The following is a 26,793-nucleotide window of genomic DNA, read 5'->3' as shown; positions in this document are numbered from 1 at the left end:
TATAATTAAAGTGTAATAATTAATATATATATTAAGCGTGCGATATAACTTGAAATAAATAATCAATTTTTTTATTTGTGATTTGTCTCACATTTTTATTTAAATATATATGTTAAAATAATGACAAGAAATAAATAAGGAGGAATATATGTCAATATGGGATAAATTTTTTGGAACTACTTGGAGAAAAGAAGTCAATGTTAGAGATTTCATCCAAGCTAACTACAAAGAATATAAAGGTGATGATGATTTTCTAGAAGGTCCTACTGAAGCAACAACAACCCTTTGGGATCAAGTAATGGAATTGTCAAAACAAGAAAGAGAGAATGGTGGTGTATTAGATATGGATACATCAGTTGTTTCCACAATAACATCACATGGTGCTGGATACCTAAATAAAGAATTAGAAACAATTGTAGGTTTCCAAACAGATAAACCTTTTAAAAGATCACTACAACCATTTGGTGGTATAAGAGTAAGTGAAGGTTCATTAGAATCATACGGCTATAAAGTAAATCCGGAAGTACATAAAATATTTACAGAATATAGAAAAACACATAATCAAGGGGTATTTGATGTTTATACTCCTGAAATGAAAGCTGTTAGAAAATCCGGTGTTGTTACAGGTTTACCAGATGCATACGGTAGAGGTAGAATTATCGGGGACTATAGAAGAGTACCTCTATATGGTGTTAATAAATTGATTGAAGATAAGAAAAATCAAATTAATTCAATATCAAGTATCATGACCGAATACAATATTAACTTAAGAGAAGAATTAGCCGATCAAGTAGTTGCGTTAAAAGAATTGATTGAATTAGGAAAGATCTACGGATTTGATATTACAAGACCTGCTGAAAACGCAAAAGAAGCTATTCAATGGTTATATTTAGCTTACTTAGCAGCAATCAAACAACAAAACGGTGCAGCTATGTCACTTGGTAGAACTTCAACATTCTTAGATATATATATTGAACACGATTTACAAGAAGGTATCATAACAGAAAAAGAAGCTCAAGAAATGATAGATCACTTTATCATGAAGCTAAGATTAGTTAAATTTGCTAGAACTCCAGAATATAACGATTTATTCTCAGGAGATCCTACATGGGTAACAGAATCACTAGCTGGTATGAGCTTAGATGGAAGATCATTAGTAACAAAGACTTCATTTAGATACCTACATACTTTATCAAACTTAGGAACATCTCCAGAACCAAACTTAACAGTATTATGGTCAGTTCATTTACCAAATAACTTCAAGAGATTCTGTGCTAAGATGTCAATCAACACATCATCAATCCAATACGAAAATGATGATATCATGAGAGAGACACATGGTGATGATTATGCTATATCATGTTGTGTATCATCAATGAGAGTTGGTAAAGAAATGCAATTCTTTGGTGCAAGAGCTAACCTAGCAAAATGTTTACTTTACGCAATCAATGGTGGTGTTGACGAAAAATTAGGTATACAAATTGGTCCTAAATTTAGACCTATTACATCAGAATACTTAGACTTCGATGAAGTAAAAGAAAGATTTGAAGATATGATGGAATGGTTAGCTGAAATTTATGTAAATACACTAAATGTAATTCACTATATGCATGATAAATATGCTTATGAAAGTATTCAAATGGCTCTACACGATAGAGATGTTAAGAGATATTTTGCAACAGGTATTGCAGGACTATCAGTAGTAGCGGACTCACTATCAGCTATTAAATATGGTAAAGTTAAAACAATCAGAAATGAAAATGGATTAGTAGTTGACTACGAAACAGAAGGTGAATTCCCAACATATGGTAACAACGATGATAGAGTAGATGATTTTGCTGTATATGCTGTTGAATCATTTATGAATAAAGTAAGAAAACACCCAACATATAGAAATGGTATCCCTACAACTTCAATCTTAACTATTACTTCAAACGTAGTTTATGGTAAGAAGACAGGTAACACACCTGACGGTAGAAAACAAGGCGAACCATTTGCACCGGGTGCTAATCCAATGCATGGTAGAGATTATTCTGGAGCATTAGCATCATTATCATCAGTTGCTAAAATTCCATATAAAGATGCTCAAGACGGTATCTCAAACACATTTTCAATTATACCTGGAGCATTAGGTAAAGATGAAAAAGTATTTGCTGGAGAAATAGACTTGGATGATTTAGGTATTGAGTTAGATTTATCACAAATAGATTTAGATGGCTGTACAAATAAAGCATGTAGCGAACCTACTTTACAAAATATTCAACCAGAAGACAAATAATAAAAAAAATTATAAACAATAAAAAAATAATAATTAAGGAGAAAAAAATGACAAACAACAAACAAATAGATAATTTAGTATCAATGTTAGACGGATATGTTGAAAAAGGCGGACACCACTTAAACATCAACGTGTTTAATAAAGAAACTTTACTAGACGCTCAAGCTCATCCTGAAAAATATCCACAATTAACAATTAGAGTTTCAGGTTATGCAGTTAACTTTAATAAATTAACAAAAGAACAACAAGACGACGTAATCGCAAGAACATTCCACAGAGGTTTATAGTATGAAATTTGATACCGTAGGATACATCCATTCTAAAGAAACCTTTGGTACCGTGGATGGTCCCGGTGTCAGATATGTCCTATTTTTACAAGGTTGCCCAATGCGATGCTTGTATTGTCATAATCCTGATACATGGGCTGCATTTGGCGGTAAACCAATGACAGTAAAAGAAGTTTTGGATGATTTTGAAAAATATAGACCATTTCTAAAAGACGGTGGTATTACACTTTCAGGCGGAGAATCTTTAGTTCAAATGGATTTTGTAATTGATTTATTTGAGGCTTGCAAAGAAAGAAATATACACACCTGTTTAGATACTTGTGGTGTTACATATAGAGATGACAATCCTGAATTAATTGAAAAATTTAAGAGATTAATTGATTCTACAGATATTGTCATGCTAGATATAAAACACGTAAATCCAAGGCAGCACAAAGTATTAACTGGTCATACAAATGAAAATATTATAAAATTCTTAGGATTTTTAGATGAATACAATGTCAATACTTGGATAAGACATGTTATTGTTCCAAGAATTACCTTTAACAAAGATTTTTTATATCAAACAGGTGAATTATTAGGAAATTACGATTGTATTACTGCAATTGATGTACTTCCCTATCACACAATGGGTGTAAATAAATATAAAGAACTTGGATTTAAATATCCATTAGAGGGCGTTGAAGCCTTATCAAACGATGATGCTGCAAAAGCAAAGCAAATCATATTGATGGGTAGAAAGGCTACAAGAGATAAATTAGGTAAAACACAAAAAAAATAAAACAAAAATATCTGTTTGGGAGTATCCCTTACAGATATTTTTTATGATAAATATATGTATTTTTATAGAATTTATGTTAATATATTATTAAGAGGAAGATGATGAGAGAAAAAAGAACACTACAATTAGGAAAATTAAACTATAAGGATATACCATTACTTAATTTATTAAAAGAAAACGAGTATTCCCATATTAAAAATGATCTACATATAATTCAATTTCAAAAAGGAACTCATATTTTTAGAGCCTTTGATCCTGCAGATAAGATGTTTATTATATTAGAAGGTGAAATGAAAATCTCTAAAATAATGTCTGATGGAAAAGAACAAATACTCTACATTTATGAAAAAGGTGATTTTGTTGGTGGACATAATATTCTTACAGGTGATAAATATATTTATAGTGCTTATGCATTAAAAGAAACTACAGTCTTAACCATAGCTTCAAGAGCATTCAATGAAGTTATACGGTCAAACAATCTAGTTCTTTGTGCAATATTAGATAAATCATATGAACGTATAAGAAGAGCTGAAACTCTTATTGATAGATTGTCCGTTATTAGTACAGACGTTAAGGTAGCCAAATTACTTATAAATCTTAATTCATTGTATGGAAAGAAACATAAAAATGGTATCATGATTAAATTCAATATCACAAGGGAAGAGTTAGGTTCTCTAGCTGGAATTTCTAGAGAAACCATGAGTAGAAAACTCAATCAATTTGCTGAAGATGGTTTGATTGAGCTCGTTTCTAGAGGTAAAATTTTAATCAAAGATATTGAAACATTAGAAAATATACTTATATAGTTAAATCCTAAAAATTGTTTATAAGAATGGTTTTTAGGATTTATTGTTATATTCTTCGATTGCCTTTGTCAATATCCTACCCGCTAATTCAACTTCTTTATCAGAAACACAATATGATAATCTTGCTTCATTTCGACCTACTCCATCATTTGTATAGAACGACTCTGCAGGTGTTAACAAAATAGTTGTATTTTCAATTCTAATATTTTTTAAGGTCCAAATTATAAATTCCTCAGCATCTTCAACGGGTAGCTTTACAATTGTATAGAACGCTCCTTCTGGTGTAGCATATTCTAGATTAGGTATTTTTCTTAATGCCTTTTCCAAAATATCCCTTCTTTTTTTATAAATACTGCGATTATTCAATACAAATATATCATCCACAGTATCCATAGCTCCTGCTCCAATCTGGTCTAGCGTCGAAACAGAAAGTCTGGCCTGTGCTAATTTTATTAAATGCTCCATAAATTCTTTATTTTTTGATGCGACAGATCCAATTCTAGCTCCACATGCTGAATATTTTTTTGAAATTGAATCTATTAACACCACTCTATCTTTTATTTCTTCATAATCTGCAAAAGAAATAAATTCTCTCTCAGTAAAATTGAATTCTCTATATACTTCATCTGCCAAAATAAATAGTTCATATCTTTTAGCTAGTTCTACCAATGTTTCAATTTCATCTCTCGTATATACTCTTCCTGTTGGATTTGCGGGATTTGAAATTAATATAGCTCTCGTTTTTTCATTTATTTTATATGCAAACTCTTCTATATTTGGTAATCTAAACTTATCTTCAATCCTCGACATAACTCCAACTAACTTCACATCAGACATTTTACAAAATGCACTATAATTTGGATAGTAAGGTTCAATAGTAATAATCTCATCCCCAGCGTCACAAACTGACATTATTGAAAATAATAATCCTTCACTTGCTCCACTTGTAATTATTATCTCATCTAAATCAAAATTTAAGCCATAATTATGCAAATAAAGTTGCGTTGTTTTAAGTGTTTTTTCTAAACCTTGAGATGGTGCATACTCTAAAACATTTATATCTAAACTACGAACCACATTTAAGAATTCTTTGGGAGTTTCTATATCAGGTTGACCTATATTTAGCTTTATGACTTTAACCCCTTCTTCCTCTACTTTTTTAGCATAAGGAAATAGTTTCCTGATTGGAGATTGAGTCATTCTATTTATTCTTTTAGAAAATTTCATATTAACCTCTCTATTTTTAATAGTTTATTATATAATTTTTTATTATATAAATATTTTTTGTAATAATGAATTTTTTATCTTTTTATATGTCTTATGTTTTCCTTAAGACTATATTTTAGGGGATAACGATTTAAAAATTTTCCTATTAGAGATTGAGCTTCTATTGTTTTTGATGTAATAATTTTAAAATTTGATAAACTTGATTTTTAAATATCTAGAAAATTCGAACTTAATCTATCGCTGATTATATATTATCTCTTGATATTAATTGTATCATATCTGTTTATCTATAAAAAATAATATATCAATCATTAAACTATTGTTTAAAAAAATAAAAGTAGATAAATTATAAATTATCTACTTTTAAGATTTTTTGTATTATTTTAAAATTAATTTATATATCTATTCCTTATTAGCTTTTTCAATAATCCTATCAGCTAATTCTTTTGGAACTTGTTCATATCTTACAAAGTTCATTTCAAATGTACCTCTACCTTGTGTCATAGAACGCAAATCAATAGCATATTCGAATAGTTCTGCATAAGGAGCTTCCGCAACAATTATTTGTCTACCGTCTTCCTGAGGATCCATTCCTAAGATTCTACCACGTTTCCTATTGATATCTCCCATTACATCACCTAAATAATCTTCTGGAATCTTTATTTCTATATGCATAATCGGCTCAAGTAAAACCGGTTTTGATTTTTTCATTCCTTCTCTAAATGCTATTCCTGCGGCTAGCTTAAATGCCATTTCGTTAGAATCAACCGGATGATATGACCCATCATAAAGCGTAGCCTTTACACCTACTACTGGATATCCCGCTAAAACACCTTTTTCTAAAGACTCTTCTATCCCCTTTTCAACTGCTGGAAAATAATTTCTTGGAACTGCTCCCCCAAAAACTTCCTCGTCAAATTCAAAACCTTCTGCAATCGGCTCAAATCTAATATGAACATCTCCATATTGACCAGCTCCTCCAGATTGTTTTTTATGTTTTCCTTGTACATCACTTTTAACTGTGATTGTTTCTCTGTATGGGATTCTCAGTGGTGTAGTTTCTGTCTCAACTCCATATTTATTCTTTAACTTATTAAGAATAACTTGCAATTGAACATTCCCAACTCCTGAAATAGTTAACTGATGTGTTTCAGCGTTTCTTTCAAAAATAAACGAGGTATCCTCTTCCTGAAGCTTCATCAAAGCATGACCAATCTTATCTTCATCTTTTTTAGATACAGGAACAATTGAAAATTTTAAGGATGCCTGAGGTTGTTTCAATGTTTTATAAATAATTGGATGATTTTCATCACAAATTGTATCTCCTGTCTCTGTTTCTTCAAGTTTTACAAATGCACCTAAATCTCCTGCTACAATTTGATCTACATCAATTTGTTTTTTACCCATTAATCTATATAGCCCCGAAGATTTTTCCACTTTGTCTTTATTTATATTATATATAGGCGTTGATTTTTTAACTTTACCCGATAAAACCTTAAATAATGAAATCTTACCAATAAATGGATTTACATATGTCTTAAATACATATGCTGAAAATGGTTCATTCTCATCAACTTTTTTACCTTCCCCTTCTAACGGCTTAAATCCAATATGTGCCTTTGGGTTTGTGGCAGAAGGTATATAATAAGATATAATATTTAATAATTCATCAACTCCATAACCTTCAATAGATGAGCCAACTATTAAAGGTACTACATTACCCGAAATCATAGCATTTGTAATTCCTTTATAAAATTCTTGAGTTGTAAAGTTTATACCTTCAAAATATTTTTCCATCAATAAATCATCTGTCATAGCAACTATTTCAGCTAAATTACTATATACTTCTTCAACTTCTAATTGTCTAATCTCAGGGATAATCGTTTTCTCTGTACCAAACCCATTATACTTGTATGCTTCACGTTTCAAAACATCAATTAGTCCCTTAAAGTCTTTTCCTGATCCAGGATGTGCTCCATCACTAAGAGTAAGTACAAAAGGTGTAATTTTACTTCCAAATTCTCTATGCAATCTAGAAACTGCTTCGTTAAAATTCACATCTTCTTTGTCGATTTTATTTATAAATATAATTCTAGGTAATCCAATTTTTTCACAATACGCCCAATATTTTTCTGTACCTACTTCTATTGGAGACTGTGCATCAACTACAAAAATAGCTGCTTCACTAGCTTTAAGTGCTGATTTTACCTGCCCTTCAAAATCAAAGTATCCTGGAGTATCTAGTAAATTTATTTTTGTATCATTCCATTCTAAAGAAGCTGTAGATAAAGATATAGATGCTTTTCTGTCAATCTCTTCTCTATCAAAATCTGAAATTGTTGTACCCTGATCTATATTTCCTAATTTTTTTATAGCTCCAGATTTATATAGCATAGCTTCCATTAAAGAAGTTTTACCACTTCCACTATGACCGACTAATGCAACTGTTTTAATCCTTTTTGAATTATAATTTTTCATACAACCTCCATTTAATATTTTATTTATCTAAATTATATCACTTGTGAAATCGTATGGCAAATCATTGATATAAAAATTATAAAAGCTCTATTTCATAAATATTTTCAATGTCTATATTAATGTCATCTTCGAAAATTATAATCTTTTCTATTTCTTTAATTTTTTTTACCACCCCATTTAATACTTCATAACTTCCACCTGATTTTTTTTCATCCTTTACAAAATGAATCAATCTAACATTTATTTTTTTATCCATATTATTCAATATGTAAAATATAGAGTGATCTATTTCCTCTTTTTTATTTTCATCTAAAATTCTTTTTTTCTCAGTTACTCTAGCCTTTTCATCTACGGCATTTTTATGTCCTTTTAATGATGCAAATGGTGCAAATTGTGCAGCTCTATCTAAAATATCCATTTTTTTATATTTTATAAATTGAGGTCTTTCGATATTAACTATATCTGAATAATCGTGTATATCATTCATGATCTATGCCCTCCAATAGTTTTATTTCTTTCAATAGAAGTAGATTCTTCATTTAAATTTAATCCTTTTAATAAAGCATTTTTACCAAATTTTTTTTGAATTTCTATAGTAGCTTTTTGTAGTCTTTTTTCTTTTTCTAGATCTTCTATATTTTTTTCATCATCTATTGTATCTTCAAAAAAATCCAACTGCATATTGTTATCCGATTGTTTATTATTTTCTAAATTTATATTATCAAATGAAATATTAAATTTTCTTATCCATAACTCTCTATTAACATTTTTTTCATACCATAATAACGCCTTCTTTATCATATATTTCGCTGAACTGGTATAAAAATCTAAACTTATCGAACCACGAGATTGTTTCGGAACAGTTCTTCCATACATATCTTTCATTGTTTTACCTTTATATGTTTTCATGTTTTCAATATCATAACTTATATAAATAGTCATATGGTCTGTTACTAAAGCTTTTCTTACTAAACTTAGAGATAATTTATCAATCATTTCAATTAAAATGGTTTTTCCCTCATTAAATTCATATGGTCTAGTTAAAATTTGTCCTGAATTAATTGACTGTTTTCCTGGTTTATAAGCTTTTATATCTTTTATAGTTACAATTTCATGTCCCCATGCATGATCAATTAATAATTCGGCATTGACACCAAATGTGTCATACAACAATTTTTCATTATAAAAAGAATTTTCCCTTCCTACAGAACATTTTGCAATATCACCCATAGTGTATAATCCTAAACTTGCCAATCTATTTGCATAACCCTTTCCAATTCTCCAAAAATCAGTTATTGGTTTGTGGTTCCATAAATATTTTCTATAATCCATTTCATTTAATTCAGCTATCCTCACACCATCTTTATCAGCTTTTATATGTTTTGCTCTTATATCCATTGCTATCTTTGCTAAATACATATTTGTACCTATACCTGCTGTCGCGGTGATTCCAGTAGTACTATATACGTCTTTAATTATCATCTTTGCAAATTCTTTTGCTGTCTTTTTTGCAAATTTCAAATATTTTGTAGCATCAACAAATATCTCATCGATAGAGTAGACATGAATATCATCTTCCGATACATATTTTAAATACACTTCATATATCTTCGTGCTATAATCAATATAATAGGCCATCCTTGGTGGAGCTATGATAAAATCTAATTCTAGATATGGATTTTCTTGAAGTTTATTGTTATCAAATGATTTCCCCTCAAAATCCTTCCAATCAATTTTTCTTTTTCTTTCGATATTTACTTTTTTAACCTTACTTATAACATCATAAAGTCTAGCTCTTCCACCGATTTTATACTTTCTTAATGATGGCGTAACCGCTAAACACACTGTTTTTTCTGTCTTATTATTATCTGCCACTACCAGATTTGTATTTAAAGGATCTAAACCCCTCTCCATGCACTCAACAGAGGCATAAAAAGATTTTAAATCTATTGCCATATATGTTTTGTCTTTCATTTTGCCTCCTTATATTTATTATATCAAAAATTTTAATATCTTATTATTAACAATAAGATTAAATATCTTTATTCATGATGGACCAAGAATTAGAACTACTATTTTTCAAAGGCTGTCAAACAGGAGCATTAGGGTACAAAGGAGGTGATATTTATTTAGATGAAATCGAAAAAGAAATATTAGCAGATATCGATTTCTATGATGAATCTGGAGGAGGTATAACCATATCTGGAAAAGAATTCCAATAATTCCTGGTTTTAATGATTCTCTAGAAGATACTAAGAAATTCGTCAAATTAATTAAAAATTTAGAAATTGAAGAAGTAAATTTATTGCCTTTTCATAATTTTGAAGAAAATAAATACAGACTCTTAAATAGAAAATATGAATATAAAAATGGATCTCTTTTATATTTTTCATACTCTTTTGATAATTGTTTTTTATTCTTATCACAATATGTTCCCTAATCTATTAAGTTTGGACAGCCTTGATAAGAGCATGGTTTCTTTGATTTTCATGGCATTATTTTCTCCATTAAAAAAGCCCGTAGATTTATCCACAGGCTAATTTATATTTTTTCCTATTCTAATAATAACATATTTTCAACTTTCCATGTCGTACCAAATAGTACCAAAGCGTACCAAACTTTCCATTTTTTATTTTTCTGATAAATTTATATAATTTTCTGGTGATTTTAATCTTTCAATAAATAATATTTTTTATCACATACGAATTAATTTACGATTAAATTTATAATATATCATTATTATAAAAGCTATTAAAAAATTATTAAGTATTCCTAAATTTTTATCATTAACTAAATAATAATATAAAACTAAAGTTAAATTTAACACAAATAAATTAAAAATCCATTTATTTCCTTTTTGATTAAGTATGTTTATAGTTACCAATATAGTATTTCCTAATACTATTAACACCAATGGAAACAGCATATTAACATTATCATTTATATATATAGTAGTACCCAAAAATAATAATATTAACCCTAAAAAATATAATTTTTTATATTTATCTAAAATAATCATTCTTCACTCCAAACTCCTTGTACTATATTAGGAAATATTCCATTAAATTCAACACCGATATAAACTCCTTGTTTATTGAATTGTGCTTGAATTACATTGTATGTGAATGAAGCTAAACTTTGTGCTCCAATAATTCCTAAAGCAGCGACTAAAGTTGTACCAACTGGTCCTAAAGTACTACCTAAACCTACTAAAACTCCATATACTGCGACTGGTCCAATTTGTGCAGCAGAAACTAATAGACCTGCAACATCATTATGTGTAAAATATATCTTTCCAGAAGAAATATGAATTCTTGATTTGATTTGTCCATCAGCATTTGTTATAGGATATGCTAATTTTACAGAATTTACAATTCCTTCTGCCTCATTCTGATTAAAGCCATATACTTTAATTAATTCTTCTTTATTTACATTTAATTTTAAATATCCATCTTTGTCTAAGCTAAATTTATCTAGAAGTTTTTTATATTTTTCTAAAAATTCTCTTTGAGAATCATTTAATCTAATAACCTGTTTATTTTCTCCACTATCATTATTTGCAAATGCTATATGTGGGATAAATAATGTTACAACCATTACCACTGATAGAATGATAGAAATCACTCTTGTTTTTGTATTTTTCATATTTCCTCCTAAAGTGTAAATTATGATAAGCTTATCTAATATAAGTTTACCCACAAAATTTTCAGTTAAACATATTTTTAATTATTTTCTTATTAAAATTTATAATTTTCAAAATTTATAATTTATCTTTTATATATTAAGAAAATTAAACTTTCTATTTCTTTTTTTACTTTTTCACTTCCATATCTTACACTTGATACGGAGGTTGCTAATTTTCTTAAATCTTCCAATTCTAATTTGTTTAATTTTATTCTCTGCTCTAATTTCATATTTTGTAAAAAATAAGTTTTTACATATATCTTATCCTCCAATCTGTGCTTTTACAGCATCAATCAAAGAATAATGTATACTCCGGAAATATTGGTGAGTTTCCATTTGAACTTGCTTGATTCCCTACAAGAAATGATTCATCTTCTATATATAGTCATATTTTCTAAAATATTCTTAAGCATTAAAGCTCTTTTCATTATAACTGGCTGATTTTTAGTTTCTTTATAACTTTCAGTCGCTAAAATAGCTCTCTCAGAATCAATGTATGGTTTTGAATTCAAAACTTTTTCTCTATACATTTCTCACACCATCGTACGTGTGCCGCTGGGCATACGTACGGTGTTTCAACTTAATCTAATACTATGCTTAATGTAGCATTCATAAGGGTTTACTAATCCATTTTTGATTAGTCTTTCCTTTGATATTGCTCTTACTAGGCAGGTTTTTGTTGTTACAATATAGTATCTATCACAACAATATGACGTCAATTTAGCTAAGTCTTTTCCAATTCCCATTTTTATTAACGCCCATTGTCTTTTACTCGGTACTTTCGACATCTTCAAATATTTCATTCTTAGTCTTGTTCTCGGTTTCTCACTCAGTTTATTTATGGTATGCCAAGTTTTCTAATTCGTTGATAACTACGCTCTTTAGGGAATTTTATCCCAGTATTAGAACATGCCCGCCATACATAAAAAAAATTAGAAATTTCTATTTCTAATTCTTTTTATCATATTAAACTATTCTAAAAACTTCTAATATATTATGCTAGCGACCCCATTGGATCCCATGGTTTTAATTTAATAGGCTCTTTCTGATATGCTTCAATTATATCTTTTGATAAATGTTTTTTATTAATTAATACTTGATACATGTACTCATCAAACCATTCATCACTCATTACTAAGAATCCTTTATTTCCTGATTTTTCACCCCATGTATTTTCAACTTTATATCTATTTATTTTCCCAGTCTTTTCATCATAATCACATCCCATAAATACCATTGCATGTGTCATCAGGGACTCATGGTAGTCCAGCCTGTCTTCTTTATTAAAGTCATAATCAACATCTAGCATATCCATTACATTTACTGTTGTAAGATTTAATCTTGATCCTGATTTATCAAAAAATTGACCTACATCACATCCAAACCATACTGGTTCTTTATCTTGTAATTGGTGTAGTACTGCACTTTTCATGTCTTCAATTGGTAAGTTTACATATCTAACAATATCACCTTCAATTACATTCCCTAAAAATTCTACTGTATAAGATTTATAGTAAGGTTTATCTTTTGTTGGGGCATTTATTATTGACACATATTCATCTAGGTCCATTTCAACTAATTCAAAAAATTCTTTTGGTGTAATATCTTTATATGAAATAAATTTATCGTCTTTATCTCTTGCTTCAAAATCTATACTTGTTGGAGGAGTTCCTAAAGAAATTGAAAGTGTATTATAGATATCTGTCATATAACCATCAATCATTTTTTCCAATTCTTCTTTAGACCTACCAGTTTCATGAGCTTTTCTTAAATTTTTAGCATTCATTCTTAATATTTTAGTCAAGAAATTATTCATTTGTGCACTTTTTGATGAACTTTCTGATTCTGGCATATAATTTTTTGGAACAATACCATATTTTTTAATTATATTTTTTACCATATCCCATTGACCACCGTCTCCCATAGGATTCTGTAAGAATATGTGATACCAATCTTCCTTCTAGCTGTTCTTCTAAAGTATTTAATATTGATTCATAAAAATAATTGCATCTTTCTAATTTATCAAAGAAATAAATATAGCTTTGAGAAATTTCAAATTCTTTTAAATTAAATTTCTGTGCCAATTTATATTCTAATACATTCATTGCAGCAAAAATCCAACATCTACCTGATTGTTTTTGATATCTGATTTTTGTATCTTTTAAATTAACATTAAACTCATGCCTATTCGTATTATCTTCCCTTCTATCAATTGTAGATTCAAGTAATCCTGTATTGGTCACTGCTCTTTGAGCAATTCTAAATGCTCTATCTAATCTAAAATTTTTTTTAGAATTTTCTAAAAACTTTTTATCAATTTTCATAATTTACTCCTTTTAAAATGATACAATATATTATTAGGTATACCTAATAATATATTGTATCACTCTTTAATCAATCAGTAAAGTCTACAATAAATCTTCATAAAAAATCAAATCTAGAGTTGTCAAACATATGTGACAAGAAAACCATCTAATAATATTTTTAAAGGGCATATAAATTCTACACAAATAATGCATAGTTCTGTCAAGGGGAAAAGCGAAGCGAATATTGACAGGGATATGCATTATTTGTAGGCTTATGAAGCCCTCTTGAAATAGCTTTCAACCATCTCATTTGGAGTCTTAAAAGCTAATACCTTTCTTGCTATATTATTTGTTCTTACGCTATATCTTTGAAACGATTTATACATTTCTTCTTCACTCTTAAATCTTCTTTTGCTGTAAAATAGATCATTGTCTATCTTATGGCTTCTTTCTACTACTCCATTTTGCCACGGTGAATATGGTCTTGTTCGTATATATTCTATACCTAAATACTCTAGAACCTTTTCGAATGCTGATTGCTTTTGTTCTCTATCATTACAGAATTCTTTACCATTATCTGTCTGTACTGTGTTTATCTTAAATCCAAAGTCTTGTTCTATTGTCTTTAGCATTTTTGAGGTTTCATAAGTGCTATTTTCATTTACTAATTTAAGGATTCTTTTTCTACTATATAGGTCTATTGCTGTTATTTGATAGTATCTTTCGTGATTGCTTTTAAAACCTATGCATTCAATCGGAACATATTTTACATCTATTTCTACAAACTCTCCTGGATATTTTCCTTTCAACGGTTTATATTTGCTTTTTGGATAACTTATTTTCTTAGGTTTTTCATAGTTTTTAAGTTTTTTTATTTGTTTGCACATTGAGCCATAGCTTCTTTTATATCCTGCGTCAAGGCATTTTCTATATACTTGAGCTAATCCTTCATGTTTGTGATATTGATATTTTTTCTTAAGTAATTCTATTTCATCTTGTGTATGTTTATTGGGATGGCTATGTGGACGTCTTGATTTATTTGCTAAGGATTCTACGTTTCCATCATATTTTTTTAGCCATCTTTGCACTTGTTGTCTGCTAGTTTTGTATCTTCTTGCAGCCTCTGCATTGTTTTTGTGTTTTTTCGCATATTCTACAACTTTTTGACGAAATCTCATTTCTTCTGTTATACTAATTTTCATAGGAAGCCTCTCTTTCTGATAATTTGTTTGTAGTTAAACTTATATTACCAGATGGCTTCCTATTTTTTTATTTTTTTGTCACATATCTATTATCACCTAACAACAATAGATCTTCATAAAAAATCAAATACACTTTATATCCTTATATTTTTGTATTACGACTATTATACCATTTACATTTACATTGTATTATTAACAATATAACTATATTATTATATCTTATTATTTACCTTAAAATTTTATGATTAGATGAGTAATAAAAGATTAGCTGAAACTAGAAATCGTACGTGATTTACTTATTTATCAAAATTAATTTTTAAATTAGGTGTACTGTTATCTTATCAAAATTAATGTAAAAAAAAACGACTTACATAAGTCGTTTTATAATATAGTTGGTTGCGGGAATAGGAGCGTATCCCGATGTTTTTTTATCATTTTATATCATTCTCAAAGGCTCTATTTTACTATGTTTTTGGTTCTTTCATTTTATATCATTTCACATTGTTTAAAAATATCGTAACTTTTTTCGTAACTTTTTTTACACACTCAATCTCTAATCGCTATAAGCAATATTATATTTTTTATTCTTTAATTGATTTTCTTCTTTCTTTAATTAATTTTTCTAACTCTTTCAAATCCTCCTCTTCAGCATGTTTTCTAATATATAGCCTTGCAACTCTTTTATATCCACCAATCGTGGCTTTTCTTCTGTTTTTTTCTTCCCATTTTCTTGACGCCTTAATTTGTGAATCAGATGTTTTATTATCAGTCATATTATCCCCCTTATTTCGATAATAAGTATATGATTAAGGCTATTATTAAAGCCCAACTAATACCACCTATTATTTTTTCTTTTAGTGTCGTTTTTCTAACTTCCATTTTAATTTTCCACTTGTTTTTGCGTTTCATTATATTTTATGATATGATTTAGATATAGAAAAGGTATTAAACCCTTTCTATATCGATTTTAATTTGGAAGATTATAAGATTTATTGTGATGGATATTTCTTTTATCTTCCATTTTTTTATTTTCATTTCAATCATATCATTTACCTCCTTTCATATCTATATTATAACATTAGCGTTATATGTTGTCAATACTTTTTTTTATTTTTTCCATAAAAAAAGACCAGTTTGCACCAGTCTTTATCTTATATATTCTATTGTTTTATACCTTTATTTTGTGTCAATTTTCCTACAATGTCGTAAATATAGTTAGACCCTCTACTTGCTATAATTCCTGTCAATACAATATCAGCAACTGTACTAACCTCAATTCCTAAATGATTAAATAACTTTGCATTAAATAACATTGCTATTAACACGCCTAAGCCAATTGTAATCAGCAATACAGGTTGCTTAACTATCTGCTTTCCATATTCTGTTAAGGCTTCAATTAAGATACCTAAAGCCCCTATCAATACTAATCCTTGCATATCTTCTCTCCTTTATTTTTTTAATTTAATTAATTAAGTCGGTCAAACCTAAATATAACCAACCTTTTTTCTTTGGATTGTAACCAAATCCGTCTTTTATTATATTTATTTCTAATATTTCTCCCTTATCAGAGTGTCCGACTACAGTTGAGTCATTCTCTGATGTCATTCTAACATTCATATCTTCTCTAACTTTAACTTTGAATTAATCAATAGGTTGTAACATTCCTAAATATATCCATTAATCCTTATCTTCAATCCTACCCCAATTATCCTTTAATTCAGTAATGGCTAATAAGTCACCTTTATACACTTTATCAACAATCTTCTTTTCTGAATTTCTTGTGTTCATATACGCATCAGTTACCTTGTATAGCAATTTTATATTTGATAAATCAATCTTGTCGTTGACTACATTATTGTTTTTCTTTAGTAGTCCAAAATGATATGCGATACATTTTGCAACTTCTATCGATAAATCCCATTTATTTTCTAAATATTTTTTAGAGTCAGTTTCCGTGTCGTGGAAAAAATGTTCCACAATGATTGCACAGTCCGCCTTATTTCCTCTTAATTCTCCATAGTAATTTGTGCTGTTACTTTTTGCTTGTTCATAAGTTTCAAATTTTTCAGTGTAATTATTTCTAAATTTTACCCCTCTATTAGGAATATCTAAAGTTTCAGAAATAACTCTACATAAATCTCTTGCGAAATCAATATATCTTAATGATTGATAAGATAATATGACTTCACACCCTTTACCCTTTCCAGCGTTGGAATGCCATGAATAAAATAAATCTGCACCATTTCCGTACGAACTTCTTGTACTTGGTGAGTGATCATAGTTTCCTTTTTCTTTTCTAATTTCTTTTATATCTGCGATATATTTTTCGTTTAAAGTAGCAATTATACGATTTGTTGCATTAAAATTCTCATCACCTTCATTAAAGTATAATCCACCCCTGTTATATTCCCTTCCTTGACCGTGTCCAGCCGAAAATCTTATTTTTTTCATTTATTCCCCCTTTTAAGACGTTTTTATTTCTTAGTGATACTTTTATATTAATTAACTTTTTAAGTGCCTTACAATTTAATTGCTGTTGTATGTTTTAAAGGTATTTTTTCTAAAACATAATTATATCTCATCTCTGTTGACGAATTGCCACCTAATGCCTGATAAGCTTTAAATAAATCATCTAAATCTGCTTTTTCTCCAAATGTTATTTCCTCAACTTCTATTACGTGACTACATATTTTATTTATTCTAAAACGTAACAAACTTAACATTGCAATTTTAATCAATTCTTGCTCGTTGGATTCTCGTAAAAATTTTGTTTTTTCAAACTCCAACTTTTTTTTGTAGGTTTCATAGATTTTTTTTAATAGTAAAGCGATAAACCCAAAAAAGCCCCCAAATAAAAACTCGTAAAAATGTTTAAGAAAGAACTCTATCATTGATCACCTCTTTCCTCTACTGTTAAATATTCGTCAACCGTTTCTAATCTATTTAACTTTTCTTGTAAAGTTTGATTAGATATTTGTAATTCCTGTAAAGTGTTTTGCACTGTCTTTACCTGAATATTTGCTTGATCTAGAATATTAAAAGCAGTATCTTGATTATCTTGATTAATTTTAATTAGCTTGTTAGTTTCATCAATTTCTTTTTTCAACTCTTCCTTTATTTCTTGTAATTTTTCTACCATTTTTTTTATTCCCCCTTATAAGCTTAATAATTTTTTACCACCACTACCACTATCCACATCAATAGAGTATAGCCCGTCAGATAGTATCAATATTCCACGTTGACCTTTTTCTCCTATTATAATCCCATTCCCTGACCCCGAACCATATCCACTTGCAAATCTAATTGTCATAATCGAGTTATCCCTCATGATATTAACACTACGTCTCGAGTTGCTACTTCCACCAACCCATATGCCACCAGAATTAGGAGGTTGAACAATTCCAACTCCTATAGATGATTTTCCAACAGATAGTGGAACACTAGCACTTGGAATAGCCCCTTTGACTTCGTTTGTTGTAAATTTGTCTCCGTAAGTTATTGTGTACTCTGTGACATTTTCTACAGGTATCTTCGACGAATACATAATAGAGTTATTGTATTTTGTACCGCCAGAAGATAAGTTTATTTTCCACCATGCTGAATTATTAGAAATATTAGATATATCAATAGTGCCAGTTATCTTTCCAATATTCCCTAAAGGATCTTCACTACTTCCATTAACCCTGTACGCTCTATGATTTATCGTTGGAACAGTATAATCATAAACTTTAATCCATCTAAAATTATGAACCGTATAATTCCTGCTATCTGTTGTGTATATATCAATTTTTTTATCCCCTGCAAATTGAGGTGTAAGTTTAAGCGTTTTACTTTCATAGGTTGAGCCATCAACTACTATCTTTACATTTTTTATAGTTGCATAATTGCTCGCAGTTGCATTCACATTTATATTTAACTCATGCACTCCCTTTACACCATGCATTGCATTTTTTAAAAGACTTTGATTAGTACCTGTAAAATTGATTGATATGTTTACGTTATGCGGGGAATTTCTAAGATTGACATTACCTGTTATAGTTTTACTTTCTATTAAATCGTCCCCATATTTAACATTTAATGTTAGTAATATATCGGCTCTACTATTATTAGGTTTATCTTTGTAAAGAGATTTTATCAACTCATATTGAAGTTTAAATTTTTGTCCTGATGAATAATCTTTTATTTCTGTTCCCAGAGTCGACCTAATTGTCCATAGTTTAGTCCATTCCTCTTTATTGTTATCCCAGTATTGCCACCACATTTCAATTTTCGTATTTGAATTTAATTTGGTAAATGTTATTGTTTTTGTATCTTCTAAATTTTCCCAGCCCTCGCCTAAGCTCAGATTGGTTATACCTCTTTGTATAGTGTCTAAACTGAATGTAGCAAATCCGTATTTGTTTACTTGATTTGTGTATATTCCTGCTTGAATAGAGATATTGAAGCTTTTTTCGCCGTTATTGTCGTGATAAATAGTGATGTAGCCTGTATCAAAAGTTTCGTCGCCGTAACCTTTCGTTCTAGAGCCTTGAGTATATACAGTATTTCCATTTATTGTTACTTTAGTGTTTGAAATATACACCCATCTCCCATTACTTACAGTGTTTTTTGAGTAAACCCTCCATTTTATCCTGGAATAATTGCCACTTATAGATTGACTTTCAATTTCCCAATCTACCGCCATTGAGTAAATTTCGTATTTATTAGTTTCAATCGTCCCTCTTCTAGCCATTGTCCTCTCCTATCCAACTCCATATAGAATATTCATTTTTATATTTTTGAATAATATGATTACCAGTTCCAAGTTTTTCTTTCACATAAATTGATGTTGTCTTTGCTATACCGTCTTTTAGAGTTATTGTATCTTTATTATCAGATATCATCTTTATACCATCACTCGATACTCTAACCTTGTTTTTATCAGTTGAGCCGTCTTTATTTTTACTTATCCATTCTGTATAGGTATTTCCTTGATTATCAATCCCACTTTGGATAATTCCAGTTATTTTCTCTAATTCAATTTTATTATTATTTAATGTTCCATTTATTCTTTCAAAAACTTGTGAATATTCTGAACTTGTTTGTTTAATCTGTAGAGAGTTAGATGCTATTAACTGTTTAGTTTCGTTTTTAAAATCTAAAAAAGATTCACTTTTTACGACATTTTTTATTTCATTTGAGGTTATTTCTTGGTAGGCGTTAAAGTCTTGTTTTAGGTTTTGTAATTCATGCATTAACTCCCTTGTTATTTCCTCCCAATCTCTATTATCAGACACATAAGCTTTCAATTTGTTTGTGTTTGTGTCATACCACAATTGGTTAGTGTCGATAGGGGCTACATTTGAGTAAACAATGGCAGGATCACCTTTAGCCCCCTTATTACCTTGAGGACCTTGTGGACCAGTTTGTCCTCTTTCGCCCTTATTACCTTTAGGTCCCTGTGAACCTTGTGGACCCCTGTCACCAGTATTCCCTTTAGGTCCCTGTGAACCTTGTGGACCTCTATCACCAGTACTACCTTTAGGTCCCTGTGAACCTTGTGGACCTCTATCACCAGTACTACCTTTAGGTCCCTGTGAACCTTGTGACGATAGCAATGTCACAGGCGAGTAAGTGGTACTCTCATCAGTCCATGTCGTCTTACTATATTGCCACACATATTTCATGTTCTCTATTGGAATTAAAGGGATTGTTGTCCAAGGTGGTCTCCCATCAACACTAGGTCTTGATGGAACTTGAGGTTCGTTATTCAAGTGATAGTATGTTGTGATACTTAACACCCCTTTTCCATTATCACCTTTGAAGCTATCCTTATTTTTTTTAACATAATTTTCAACCGTTGAAGAGACTCTTTGAGTGATTGAGGTATTGGAAGATAAGTCAAGAGATTGTCCTACATCTGGAGCGAGTTTATTTACTGTAATAGAATGCGTCACAATCTCATTTCCATAAATTCCACTCCCATCAATTGCAGTATTCCACTTCCAATTACCATCTGAACCTTTCCCATCAGCAATCATGACCTTACCAGCACCCACGTACACTACTTTTGTCGGATTTTCGTCTATAGGTTTGTTAAATGAGTAATATCCAGCAGGTAGGTTGTATTTGTTACCAGCTTTAAGGTCATAGCTGTACCCGTCTTCGTTGTTGAAATCAATATCAATATTTTTTAAAGCTTGCTCTAGTCTTGATTCGATTTCTTGTAATTCTTTTTCTTTAGTTTTTTGTTCTGCCCTAATTCTGTCGGCTCTAGATAGAACTATTTTTGAGCCAAATTCAAACTCTTGTAAATTTGACAATCTATCAGTCTTTACTTTGAATATTCTTGTTTTATATCTAATAGCCAAGTTAGGTCTAATGATTGCACATACTTCGCCAAGTTCAACCTTGTTATCATCTACTGCCGTTGCTTTTAATTGAAGTTTAGGACGTGAATTTTCAATAGCATATTCATAGGTCAATCTCAATAGATTCTCTCTATCATCTTCATCAAAATCAACAACAGTAACTCTAGGCTGACCATCAGGGTAGCCATATAGTTTTGTTGCTTCCTTAATTTCAACATAATCTTGACCAACAGGTTTATTTATTGGATCCCCATTCTCAACTGACCAATGGATAGTATCAAACTTAATTTTCCTACTAAAGCCATCTCCAGTTTCTTCACCTTTACCTCTACCAATAAATGCAGTAAATACATTAGAGTGATCTTCTTCTGCAACTACCGTAAGCAACTTATCTCCATATTCAAACCAACGTCCATAATCTTTTGATATATGGTCTTCTAGATATATCTTTTTAACAAAACCATCTCCATCAAAATATGTTTCAAATCTAAATTCACATTGCCATTTTTCTAATAAATCATAGAATGCATCTAGTTTTGAAATATAATAAAAATTAGTTGAGTTTAAGCCTTTAGCAGTTGAGAAAACTTCCCATTTTGTATCTTTGAGTATTTCTGTTGCTACTTGTAAAGCTGTTTTATTGCTTGGTCTTACGTCTCTTATAACTTTTCCTTTTAGGTCATGGAAGAATATGTGAACACCATTTATATCAACAAAATCATCACTTCTAGATGTGTTTGTCATTTTATATAATTTAAATTCATTGTTATCCTTAAATCCAACATATTCAGCTTCTTTTTCGTGTAAAGAAAATGGATAGCTTATTTCAACTATCCATTGGCTGTTTAATTCTTCAGTTGTTGTAAATTCCCTAAGGTCATCTTTTCCGATTACACTTATTTTTTCTAATTCATTATTGTATAAATAAATCATAATCTTAACCCCTCAATCTTGAATGTAAAATTAGATAAGCCTTTTATTTGAATCTCATCTTTTCTTTTTAATGGAAATGTCTTCCAAATAGATATCGACTCATCTAATTTAGTTATAGAATTTACTCCATTTATTGTTATTTTATCTCTAGTTATAACCAAAGATCCCGTTGAATTTAAATCTTTAAGTTTTAGTCTTATACCTTTTGATATATTTATAATTTCAAATACATTGTCATTTATAGTTCCTTTTATTTCATGTATCCTATATTCTAGGCTATCATCTTGAACTTTAGCCTTATTATTAGAAAACATTAATTCTAAAGGATTCGTTCTCTTAAATGAAGACGGCGAATAAAACTCAATTTCTACTTCAAATGAATTTTGATATTCTTGACTAACTCTAAGATTGTTATAAATTACATCAAATATTAGATTTTCTTCATCCGAAAACACTAAAGGCTTCAAGTACTGCCTTGATAAAAATATTTTTAACTTTTCAATCAAATATCTAAAATCAGCAGTATTCTTAAAATCAATATTTGCTATTACTTTAATTACTCTATATTTGTAATTATATCCAGTAAATATGCTGCCATTTCTACCTTTAATGCCGTCATAGGTATATAATTCTCTTTCAATTTCATCTCGACCTATAACATCAATAATAGTCATCTCAGGTATTATTTCTTTTATATCTTGATTATCAAAAAAGAGCGTGAACCCTTTTTGATTGTCTTGATATTCAGCCATATCTATAAATTCATACATTTCTCACGCTCCTTTAATATGCTAATTCTAAATCAACTTTTCTATTTTGTGCATTTGTTACATCATCAACAAAGGATTTAAATGTCTTGCCAAATAAGTTAAATGTAAATTCTGCAGGTTGTTGATTTAATTCAATACTAGAATTAAATTCTCCAGTTAAGGCTTTTGTACTATTTATACTATCTCTTACTTGATTAAATCCAAGATTTAAACTTGATGTATCAACCATATCTCGCATAGCTGATTGAACACTTTTTGTTTTTTCTTCAATCCCTATAACCATACCATCACCAGTATAGTTACCGATAGATCTAAATACTCTAGACGGAGAGTGAATGCTTAAAGCTCTTTTAGCTGCTCTTGCTGCACTATATGCTATGTTGTAGGCTGTGTTATACACTGCACTTTTTCTATAATTCATACCATTAATTAAGCCTTGCATCATGTTTTGCCCGTATCTAGAAAATAAATTTTGTTGTCCTGAAAATTCAGATTGAACTTTATTAATTACTTTGCTCATTTCATTGGCTGGTTTATATGAAACAATTCCAATACCGTTCCTAATACCTTCAACTAAGTCTGAACCATATTTTTGGAATGATTTCCAAACATCAACAAATTCTTCTTGAGTTCCAGTTTTAACATTAGATACAGCACTTACTGCCTCACCTTTTTTATCTGAAGCACCTTGACCATAAGCTCGTGATACATCTTGACCTGATTTATAAGCTTTATTGTATCCACCATTATCTAATGAGGCTGTAGATTCATTCTTGACCATTTCGGCTTGGTATATAGCAAATCTCTTTTCACTTGTCATACCTTGACCGTATGATTTTGTCATGGTCTTCCCTAAACTATTTGCAGTCGCTCCAATTGTTGGCTTAAATCCATCAATAGCTTTCTGTTGTTCCCATAACATCCTATCTGTTGATGTAGTTACATTAGGTTTGTTATTTTCAATTCCTTTACTTATTCCATCAGGAATCATAACACCATATCCAGCCCAATTTATTCCCTTGAATTGTTCGCTTAATGAACTTTCGGTAGTTTGAACCATGGTTGTTATTTCTTGTGGCATTTTTTCAGCCGATGCAAATCCAAATTGTTGAGCAAGTGTATTCGCTGCACTAGCACCACCCTTGCCAAGTAAATCGACTAATTCTTTTATATTTCCATCTGTTGAATTAACTAAAGCTTTAAGTGTTGATGCGTATTGTGGTCCAGCTTCTTCAAATTGCTTAATTAGTAAATGCCCAAATTCCATGCCATCAACTTTTTTTCTAAGTTTTAGCATGTTATCTCCCCAGTTAGCCATGGTTTCTTGATTTTTCTTTAAGTTTTTAATAAGCTGTTGTGCAGATACAGTGGACTTTTGCTTCATTTGTTCGAACATATTGGTCGTAGCATCAACTAGATCTTGATACCTTTTCTTAGTATTTTCTACAACTTTTTTTTCTTCTTCCGATAGTTCAACCCAGATATTCTTTTTAATACCTGCAACTTCTTTTTCTTTTTTAGCTACTTCATTAAGTAGAACTTGCCTTTCATTAGTTAATTTTGTTGTAACTGTTGCATTAGTTTCTTGAGATTTCACAAGATCTTTTTCTGCTTCTCCTAACTCTTCTAAAGTCTTTTTATATTCTTTTTTCTCTCCACGAGCAAAGAAGGAAGCTTCATTCAATTTTTCTTGAATTTCTATTTGTTTTTTAGCATTATTTTCAAGTTTGGCTTCGGATTCAAGCCTTTCAGTATTTAGCTCAATCAATCTTTTATTAATCGCTGCTAATTGCTCTTGTTTCATTGATGTTTCAATATATGTTTTCATTGCTTTTTCAGATAGATTCAACTGTCCCGTTTGTTTATCAAATTGAACTACTGATTTACCTAAATATTCATTTAAGCTATTGATATTTTCATTCATCTCTTTAGTTTGAGCCCCTGTCCTACCTTGACTATTAGCAAGTTCAGCCGTTCTTGCAGCTAAATCCATCATTGATTTGCCTGTTGCTTTAATAGATTTTTGATTTCTCTCAAAGGTTTCGTTATTACTCTTAAAGTTTTCTGTCATATTTTTAGCAATTTCAGCAGATTTTCTCATTTCCTCATTTGCTTTTTTAGTTTCTGGTGATACTTTACCAGTTATTTTTACAAATGCTGCAACCGCCGCTGTAACTCCACCGATTACCCAACCAACTACAGGTATTGATGTTATAGCAAGTTTAGCAGCTGCTGCCATTCCAGTTATACCAGCTCCTGCTGCGTTATAGGCGATTGTCATTGCAATGATACTTACTTTAACCTTATTTATTATTGCTGGTAATACTGCCATCTTAGTGAATATAAAACCACTTACTGATCCATATTCAGTCATTAACTTGTTAATTCGTTGTACTACTTTTAAGGCTACAAAACCTGTTGCAACACCAATCAGAGCTGAGCTAAGTATTACACTGTCATTAGCTAAGAATCTAAACACATTACCAATCCCTCTAGCTACAGGTTCAGCCATTGATATAGACTTTATGATAATATCAAAACCTGTTGCTATAGCTCCTTTTACTATATTCATATTCTGTGCTATGGAATTACCTGTAAAAGCTTTTGATAAGTTATCAAGTGCAGTTATAACCTTAGCTGTACCATTAACAACAGCTGTACGAATATTCTTAAAGCTTGTTGCTATGCCCTCAGAAGCAGTCTTTGCTTGGGTAGCAAATCCACCAACTTGCTTATCCATTTCAATTATCTTATCTGAGAACTGATTGAATGTTATTGCTCCACTCTTTAAAGCCTCATATAAATCATTTTGTGCTGATTCTCCAGCAAAACCAAATGACTCAGCAAGTTGATTTAGTCCTATACCCATCGTATCTGTTAAGGTGTACCAAGATTGCATATCAACTTTACCTTTACTCATCATTTGGGTAAATTGTACAAGTCCTCTTTGTGCTTCATCTGCACCTGCTCCTGAAGCAAGAAACGCATTATTAAGTGCAAGTGTTAAATCCGTTGAATATGATAAATCTTTATTCATTAAAGCAAATTTAGAAGCAGTTGAGACAACCTCGTCAAGTCTAGTCGGTAGCCCCTCAATGCCTTTACTTAATTTTTGAGTAGATTTTTCAACTTCTTTTGTTGCAAACCCCAAACCTTTCATTTGTTTTGGGAATCTATTTAAGGTGTCATATCTAGATACAGCATCTCCAATAGATGCAGATAATATTTGAAATCCTTTTGCAACTCCAGCAGTAACTAATCCACCTTTAACTATTAAAGAGAAAAGACTGTTTGTATTTTTTTCGCTTTTTCTAGCTCCACTGGTCAATCCACTAAGCTGTTTATTAACATTATCTAATGCTCTAGTGAAGTTATTATCTTTGGCTGATAATATGACTCTTACATGCTTATCGCTCATCTTTCCCCCCTTTCCCTTAATTTTTTTACTCTTTTAGCAACTTCAACAAGTCGCTTATTCTTTGATACTTGATTACTATTAACTTGATTTTCTAAGGCTTTTAAATCAACTAATTCATCAGGTGTTTTATACTTGTAATACTTCTTATCCCCTCTAGTTTCTGTTATTTCAGCTTTTCTATTTATCATTACTTTTTCAGCCTCAAGGTATAATTTATCAATTTGGCTTAACTGTCTAGCCTTTAAGTGCATTTGATATTCTACAAGCGTTAGA

The 26,793-nt window shown here is 30.1% G+C and carries 28 protein-coding genes; 5 read left to right on the top strand and 23 right to left on the bottom strand.

Going from position 1 to position 26,793, the window contains the following annotated elements; genetic code table 11:
• Positions 1 to 148: 148 nt before the first annotated feature.
• The 4 genes from pflB (at position 149) to AC4KN9_RS01100 (ending at position 4,152) form a co-directional block, all read left to right on the top strand.
• Positions 149 to 2,278 carry a formate C-acetyltransferase gene (gene pflB, locus AC4KN9_RS01115; protein ID WP_491016843.1) on the top strand — a complete coding sequence of 710 codons (2,130 nt, stop codon included), beginning with the start codon at positions 149 to 151 and terminating at the stop codon, positions 2,276 to 2,278.
• A gap of 47 nt (positions 2,279 to 2,325) precedes the next feature.
• On the top strand, positions 2,326 to 2,565 hold the full coding sequence (gene grcA3, locus AC4KN9_RS01110; protein ID WP_491016842.1) for an autonomous glycyl radical cofactor GrcA3: 240 nt from the start codon (positions 2,326 to 2,328) through the stop codon (positions 2,563 to 2,565).
• Between the two features lies 1 nt (position 2,566).
• Positions 2,567 to 3,346 (top strand): pyruvate formate-lyase-activating protein, encoded by a 780-nt coding sequence (pflA, locus tag AC4KN9_RS01105; RefSeq protein WP_491016841.1) that lies wholly within the window; start codon positions 2,567 to 2,569, stop codon positions 3,344 to 3,346.
• Between the two features lie 101 nt (positions 3,347 to 3,447).
• Complete coding sequence (locus tag AC4KN9_RS01100; protein ID WP_491016840.1) at positions 3,448 to 4,152, top strand: Crp/Fnr family transcriptional regulator; 705 nt, start codon at positions 3,448 to 3,450, stop codon at positions 4,150 to 4,152.
• Between the two features lie 33 nt (positions 4,153 to 4,185).
• Here AC4KN9_RS01100 and AC4KN9_RS01095 read toward each other — a convergent pair whose 3' ends face one another.
• From AC4KN9_RS01095 to AC4KN9_RS01080, 4 genes are all read right to left on the bottom strand, one after another.
• Positions 4,186 to 5,379 carry a pyridoxal phosphate-dependent aminotransferase gene (locus AC4KN9_RS01095; RefSeq protein ID WP_491016839.1) on the bottom strand — a complete coding sequence of 398 codons (1,194 nt, stop codon included), beginning with the start codon at positions 5,377 to 5,379 and terminating at the stop codon, positions 4,186 to 4,188.
• 402 nt (positions 5,380 to 5,781) lie between these two features.
• Positions 5,782 to 7,857 (bottom strand): elongation factor G, encoded by a 2,076-nt coding sequence (gene fusA / locus AC4KN9_RS01090; RefSeq protein ID WP_491016838.1) that lies wholly within the window; start codon positions 7,855 to 7,857, stop codon positions 5,782 to 5,784.
• A gap of 76 nt (positions 7,858 to 7,933) precedes the next feature.
• A complete protein-coding gene (locus AC4KN9_RS01085; RefSeq protein ID WP_491016837.1) occupies positions 7,934 to 8,344 on the bottom strand; it encodes a hypothetical protein in 411 nt (136 codons plus the stop codon).
• On the bottom strand, positions 8,341 to 9,831 hold the full coding sequence (locus AC4KN9_RS01080; RefSeq protein WP_491016836.1) for a Y-family DNA polymerase: 1,491 nt from the start codon (positions 9,829 to 9,831) through the stop codon (positions 8,341 to 8,343). Before AC4KN9_RS01080 ends, AC4KN9_RS01085 begins: the two co-directional genes overlap by 4 nt.
• Before the next feature lie 74 nt (positions 9,832 to 9,905).
• Here AC4KN9_RS01080 and AC4KN9_RS01075 point away from each other — a divergent pair, with 74 nt between their 5' ends.
• Entirely contained in the window at positions 9,906 to 10,079 is a 174-nt protein-coding gene (locus AC4KN9_RS01075) for a hypothetical protein (RefSeq protein WP_491016835.1), read from the top strand.
• A gap of 473 nt (positions 10,080 to 10,552) precedes the next feature.
• Here AC4KN9_RS01075 and AC4KN9_RS01070 read toward each other — a convergent pair whose 3' ends face one another.
• The 19 genes from AC4KN9_RS01070 to AC4KN9_RS00980 all read right to left on the bottom strand — a co-directional run bounded on the left by AC4KN9_RS01070 (position 10,553) and on the right by AC4KN9_RS00980 (position 26,771).
• Complete coding sequence (locus tag AC4KN9_RS01070) at positions 10,553 to 10,876, bottom strand: hypothetical protein (RefSeq protein ID WP_491016834.1); 324 nt, start codon at positions 10,874 to 10,876, stop codon at positions 10,553 to 10,555.
• Positions 10,873 to 11,502, bottom strand: coding sequence for a hypothetical protein (locus AC4KN9_RS01065; protein ID WP_491016833.1), 630 nt, complete (start codon positions 11,500 to 11,502; stop codon positions 10,873 to 10,875). The genes AC4KN9_RS01070 and AC4KN9_RS01065 overlap by 4 nt, the downstream gene beginning before the upstream one ends.
• A gap of 122 nt (positions 11,503 to 11,624) precedes the next feature.
• The gene (locus AC4KN9_RS01060) at positions 11,625 to 11,813 is read right to left on the bottom strand and encodes a hypothetical protein (RefSeq protein WP_491016832.1); all 189 of its coding nucleotides are present in this window, start codon (positions 11,811 to 11,813) and stop codon (positions 11,625 to 11,627) included.
• Between the two features lie 96 nt (positions 11,814 to 11,909).
• The gene (locus tag AC4KN9_RS01055) at positions 11,910 to 12,071 is read right to left on the bottom strand and encodes a pyruvate formate lyase family protein (protein ID WP_491016831.1); all 162 of its coding nucleotides are present in this window, start codon (positions 12,069 to 12,071) and stop codon (positions 11,910 to 11,912) included.
• A gap of 45 nt (positions 12,072 to 12,116) precedes the next feature.
• Positions 12,117 to 12,344 carry a hypothetical protein gene (locus AC4KN9_RS01050; protein ID WP_491016830.1) on the bottom strand — a complete coding sequence of 76 codons (228 nt, stop codon included), beginning with the start codon at positions 12,342 to 12,344 and terminating at the stop codon, positions 12,117 to 12,119.
• A gap of 191 nt (positions 12,345 to 12,535) precedes the next feature.
• Entirely contained in the window at positions 12,536 to 13,441 is a 906-nt protein-coding gene (locus tag AC4KN9_RS01045; protein WP_491016829.1) for a C1 family peptidase, read from the bottom strand.
• Positions 13,422 to 13,865 carry a C1 family peptidase gene (locus AC4KN9_RS01040; protein WP_491016828.1) on the bottom strand — a complete coding sequence of 148 codons (444 nt, stop codon included), beginning with the start codon at positions 13,863 to 13,865 and terminating at the stop codon, positions 13,422 to 13,424. Before AC4KN9_RS01040 ends, AC4KN9_RS01045 begins: the two co-directional genes overlap by 20 nt.
• Before the next feature lie 254 nt (positions 13,866 to 14,119).
• The gene (locus tag AC4KN9_RS01035) at positions 14,120 to 15,049 is read right to left on the bottom strand and encodes a DDE-type integrase/transposase/recombinase (RefSeq protein ID WP_491016762.1); all 930 of its coding nucleotides are present in this window, start codon (positions 15,047 to 15,049) and stop codon (positions 14,120 to 14,122) included.
• 581 nt (positions 15,050 to 15,630) lie between these two features.
• The gene (locus AC4KN9_RS01030) at positions 15,631 to 15,822 is read right to left on the bottom strand and encodes a hypothetical protein (RefSeq protein ID WP_491016827.1); all 192 of its coding nucleotides are present in this window, start codon (positions 15,820 to 15,822) and stop codon (positions 15,631 to 15,633) included.
• Between the two features lie 387 nt (positions 15,823 to 16,209).
• Positions 16,210 to 16,485 (bottom strand): hypothetical protein, encoded by a 276-nt coding sequence (locus AC4KN9_RS01025; protein WP_491016826.1) that lies wholly within the window; start codon positions 16,483 to 16,485, stop codon positions 16,210 to 16,212.
• Between the two features lie 25 nt (positions 16,486 to 16,510).
• On the bottom strand, positions 16,511 to 16,666 hold the full coding sequence (locus AC4KN9_RS01020) for a hypothetical protein (protein WP_491016825.1): 156 nt from the start codon (positions 16,664 to 16,666) through the stop codon (positions 16,511 to 16,513).
• Between the two features lie 60 nt (positions 16,667 to 16,726).
• Positions 16,727 to 17,500, bottom strand: a complete 774-nt coding sequence (locus AC4KN9_RS01015; RefSeq protein WP_491016824.1) for an N-acetylmuramoyl-L-alanine amidase — start codon at positions 17,498 to 17,500, stop codon at positions 16,727 to 16,729.
• Between the two features lie 68 nt (positions 17,501 to 17,568).
• The gene (locus AC4KN9_RS01010) at positions 17,569 to 17,940 is read right to left on the bottom strand and encodes a hypothetical protein (RefSeq protein WP_491016823.1); all 372 of its coding nucleotides are present in this window, start codon (positions 17,938 to 17,940) and stop codon (positions 17,569 to 17,571) included.
• Positions 17,937 to 18,188: a hypothetical protein gene (locus AC4KN9_RS01005; RefSeq protein ID WP_491016822.1), complete on the bottom strand. Its 252-nt coding sequence runs from the start codon at positions 18,186 to 18,188 to the stop codon at positions 17,937 to 17,939. Before AC4KN9_RS01005 ends, AC4KN9_RS01010 begins: the two co-directional genes overlap by 4 nt.
• A 15-nt stretch (positions 18,189 to 18,203) precedes the next feature.
• A complete protein-coding gene (locus tag AC4KN9_RS01000; RefSeq protein ID WP_491016821.1) occupies positions 18,204 to 19,781 on the bottom strand; it encodes a hypothetical protein in 1,578 nt (525 codons plus the stop codon).
• Positions 19,774 to 22,332: a phage tail spike protein gene (locus AC4KN9_RS00995; RefSeq protein ID WP_491016820.1), complete on the bottom strand. Its 2,559-nt coding sequence runs from the start codon at positions 22,330 to 22,332 to the stop codon at positions 19,774 to 19,776. The genes AC4KN9_RS01000 and AC4KN9_RS00995 overlap by 8 nt, the downstream gene beginning before the upstream one ends.
• A complete protein-coding gene (locus AC4KN9_RS00990; protein ID WP_491016819.1) occupies positions 22,329 to 23,102 on the bottom strand; it encodes a distal tail protein Dit in 774 nt (257 codons plus the stop codon). Before AC4KN9_RS00990 ends, AC4KN9_RS00995 begins: the two co-directional genes overlap by 4 nt.
• Before the next feature lie 13 nt (positions 23,103 to 23,115).
• Complete coding sequence (locus tag AC4KN9_RS00985) at positions 23,116 to 26,520, bottom strand: tape measure protein (protein WP_491016818.1); 3,405 nt, start codon at positions 26,518 to 26,520, stop codon at positions 23,116 to 23,118.
• Entirely contained in the window at positions 26,517 to 26,771 is a 255-nt protein-coding gene (locus AC4KN9_RS00980; RefSeq protein WP_491016817.1) for a hypothetical protein, read from the bottom strand. Before AC4KN9_RS00980 ends, AC4KN9_RS00985 begins: the two co-directional genes overlap by 4 nt.
• Positions 26,772 to 26,793: the final 22 nt, after the last annotated feature.

The organism is Helcococcus sp. SA-HE-C1 (assembly GCF_985670335.1).
The sequence above is the reverse complement of the archived record's forward strand: the minus strand, read 5'-3'. Positions and strand labels throughout refer to the sequence as shown.

Excerpts from the sequence above, each read along its gene's own strand:
- pflB (WP_491016843.1), top strand. The coding sequence starts at position 149 with ATGTCAATATGGGATAAATTTTTTGGAACTACTTGGAGAAAAGAAGTC.
- grcA3 (WP_491016842.1), top strand. The coding sequence starts at position 2,326 with ATGACAAACAACAAACAAATAGATAATTTAGTATCAATGTTAGACGGA.
- pflA (WP_491016841.1), top strand. The coding sequence starts at position 2,567 with ATGAAATTTGATACCGTAGGATACATCCATTCTAAAGAAACCTTTGGT.
- AC4KN9_RS01100 (WP_491016840.1), top strand. The coding sequence starts at position 3,448 with ATGAGAGAAAAAAGAACACTACAATTAGGAAAATTAAACTATAAGGAT.
- AC4KN9_RS01095 (WP_491016839.1), bottom strand. The coding sequence starts at position 5,379 with ATGAAATTTTCTAAAAGAATAAATAGAATGACTCAATCTCCAATCAGG.
- fusA (WP_491016838.1), bottom strand. The coding sequence starts at position 7,857 with ATGAAAAATTATAATTCAAAAAGGATTAAAACAGTTGCATTAGTCGGT.
- AC4KN9_RS01085 (WP_491016837.1), bottom strand. The coding sequence starts at position 8,344 with ATGAATGATATACACGATTATTCAGATATAGTTAATATCGAAAGACCT.
- AC4KN9_RS01080 (WP_491016836.1), bottom strand. The coding sequence starts at position 9,831 with ATGAAAGACAAAACATATATGGCAATAGATTTAAAATCTTTTTATGCC.
- AC4KN9_RS01075 (WP_491016835.1), top strand. The coding sequence starts at position 9,906 with ATGATGGACCAAGAATTAGAACTACTATTTTTCAAAGGCTGTCAAACA.
- AC4KN9_RS01070 (WP_491016834.1), bottom strand. The coding sequence starts at position 10,876 with ATGATTATTTTAGATAAATATAAAAAATTATATTTTTTAGGGTTAATA.
- AC4KN9_RS01065 (WP_491016833.1), bottom strand. The coding sequence starts at position 11,502 with ATGAAAAATACAAAAACAAGAGTGATTTCTATCATTCTATCAGTGGTA.
- AC4KN9_RS01055 (WP_491016831.1), bottom strand. The coding sequence starts at position 12,071 with ATGTATAGAGAAAAAGTTTTGAATTCAAAACCATACATTGATTCTGAG.
- AC4KN9_RS01050 (WP_491016830.1), bottom strand. The coding sequence starts at position 12,344 with ATGAAATATTTGAAGATGTCGAAAGTACCGAGTAAAAGACAATGGGCG.
- AC4KN9_RS01045 (WP_491016829.1), bottom strand. The coding sequence starts at position 13,441 with ATGGTAAAAAATATAATTAAAAAATATGGTATTGTTCCAAAAAATTAT.
- AC4KN9_RS01040 (WP_491016828.1), bottom strand. The coding sequence starts at position 13,865 with ATGAAAATTGATAAAAAGTTTTTAGAAAATTCTAAAAAAAATTTTAGA.
- AC4KN9_RS01035 (WP_491016762.1), bottom strand. The coding sequence starts at position 15,049 with ATGAAAATTAGTATAACAGAAGAAATGAGATTTCGTCAAAAAGTTGTA.
- AC4KN9_RS01030 (WP_491016827.1), bottom strand. The coding sequence starts at position 15,822 with ATGACTGATAATAAAACATCTGATTCACAAATTAAGGCGTCAAGAAAA.
- AC4KN9_RS01025 (WP_491016826.1), bottom strand. The coding sequence starts at position 16,485 with ATGCAAGGATTAGTATTGATAGGGGCTTTAGGTATCTTAATTGAAGCC.
- AC4KN9_RS01020 (WP_491016825.1), bottom strand. The coding sequence starts at position 16,666 with ATGAATGTTAGAATGACATCAGAGAATGACTCAACTGTAGTCGGACAC.
- AC4KN9_RS01015 (WP_491016824.1), bottom strand. The coding sequence starts at position 17,500 with ATGAAAAAAATAAGATTTTCGGCTGGACACGGTCAAGGAAGGGAATAT.
- AC4KN9_RS01010 (WP_491016823.1), bottom strand. The coding sequence starts at position 17,940 with ATGATAGAGTTCTTTCTTAAACATTTTTACGAGTTTTTATTTGGGGGC.
- AC4KN9_RS01005 (WP_491016822.1), bottom strand. The coding sequence starts at position 18,188 with ATGGTAGAAAAATTACAAGAAATAAAGGAAGAGTTGAAAAAAGAAATT.
- AC4KN9_RS01000 (WP_491016821.1), bottom strand. The coding sequence starts at position 19,781 with ATGGCTAGAAGAGGGACGATTGAAACTAATAAATACGAAATTTACTCA.
- AC4KN9_RS00995 (WP_491016820.1), bottom strand. The coding sequence starts at position 22,332 with ATGATTTATTTATACAATAATGAATTAGAAAAAATAAGTGTAATCGGA.
- AC4KN9_RS00990 (WP_491016819.1), bottom strand. The coding sequence starts at position 23,102 with ATGTATGAATTTATAGATATGGCTGAATATCAAGACAATCAAAAAGGG.
- AC4KN9_RS00985 (WP_491016818.1), bottom strand. The coding sequence starts at position 26,520 with ATGAGCGATAAGCATGTAAGAGTCATATTATCAGCCAAAGATAATAAC.
- AC4KN9_RS00980 (WP_491016817.1), bottom strand. The coding sequence starts at position 26,771 with ATGCACTTAAAGGCTAGACAGTTAAGCCAAATTGATAAATTATACCTT.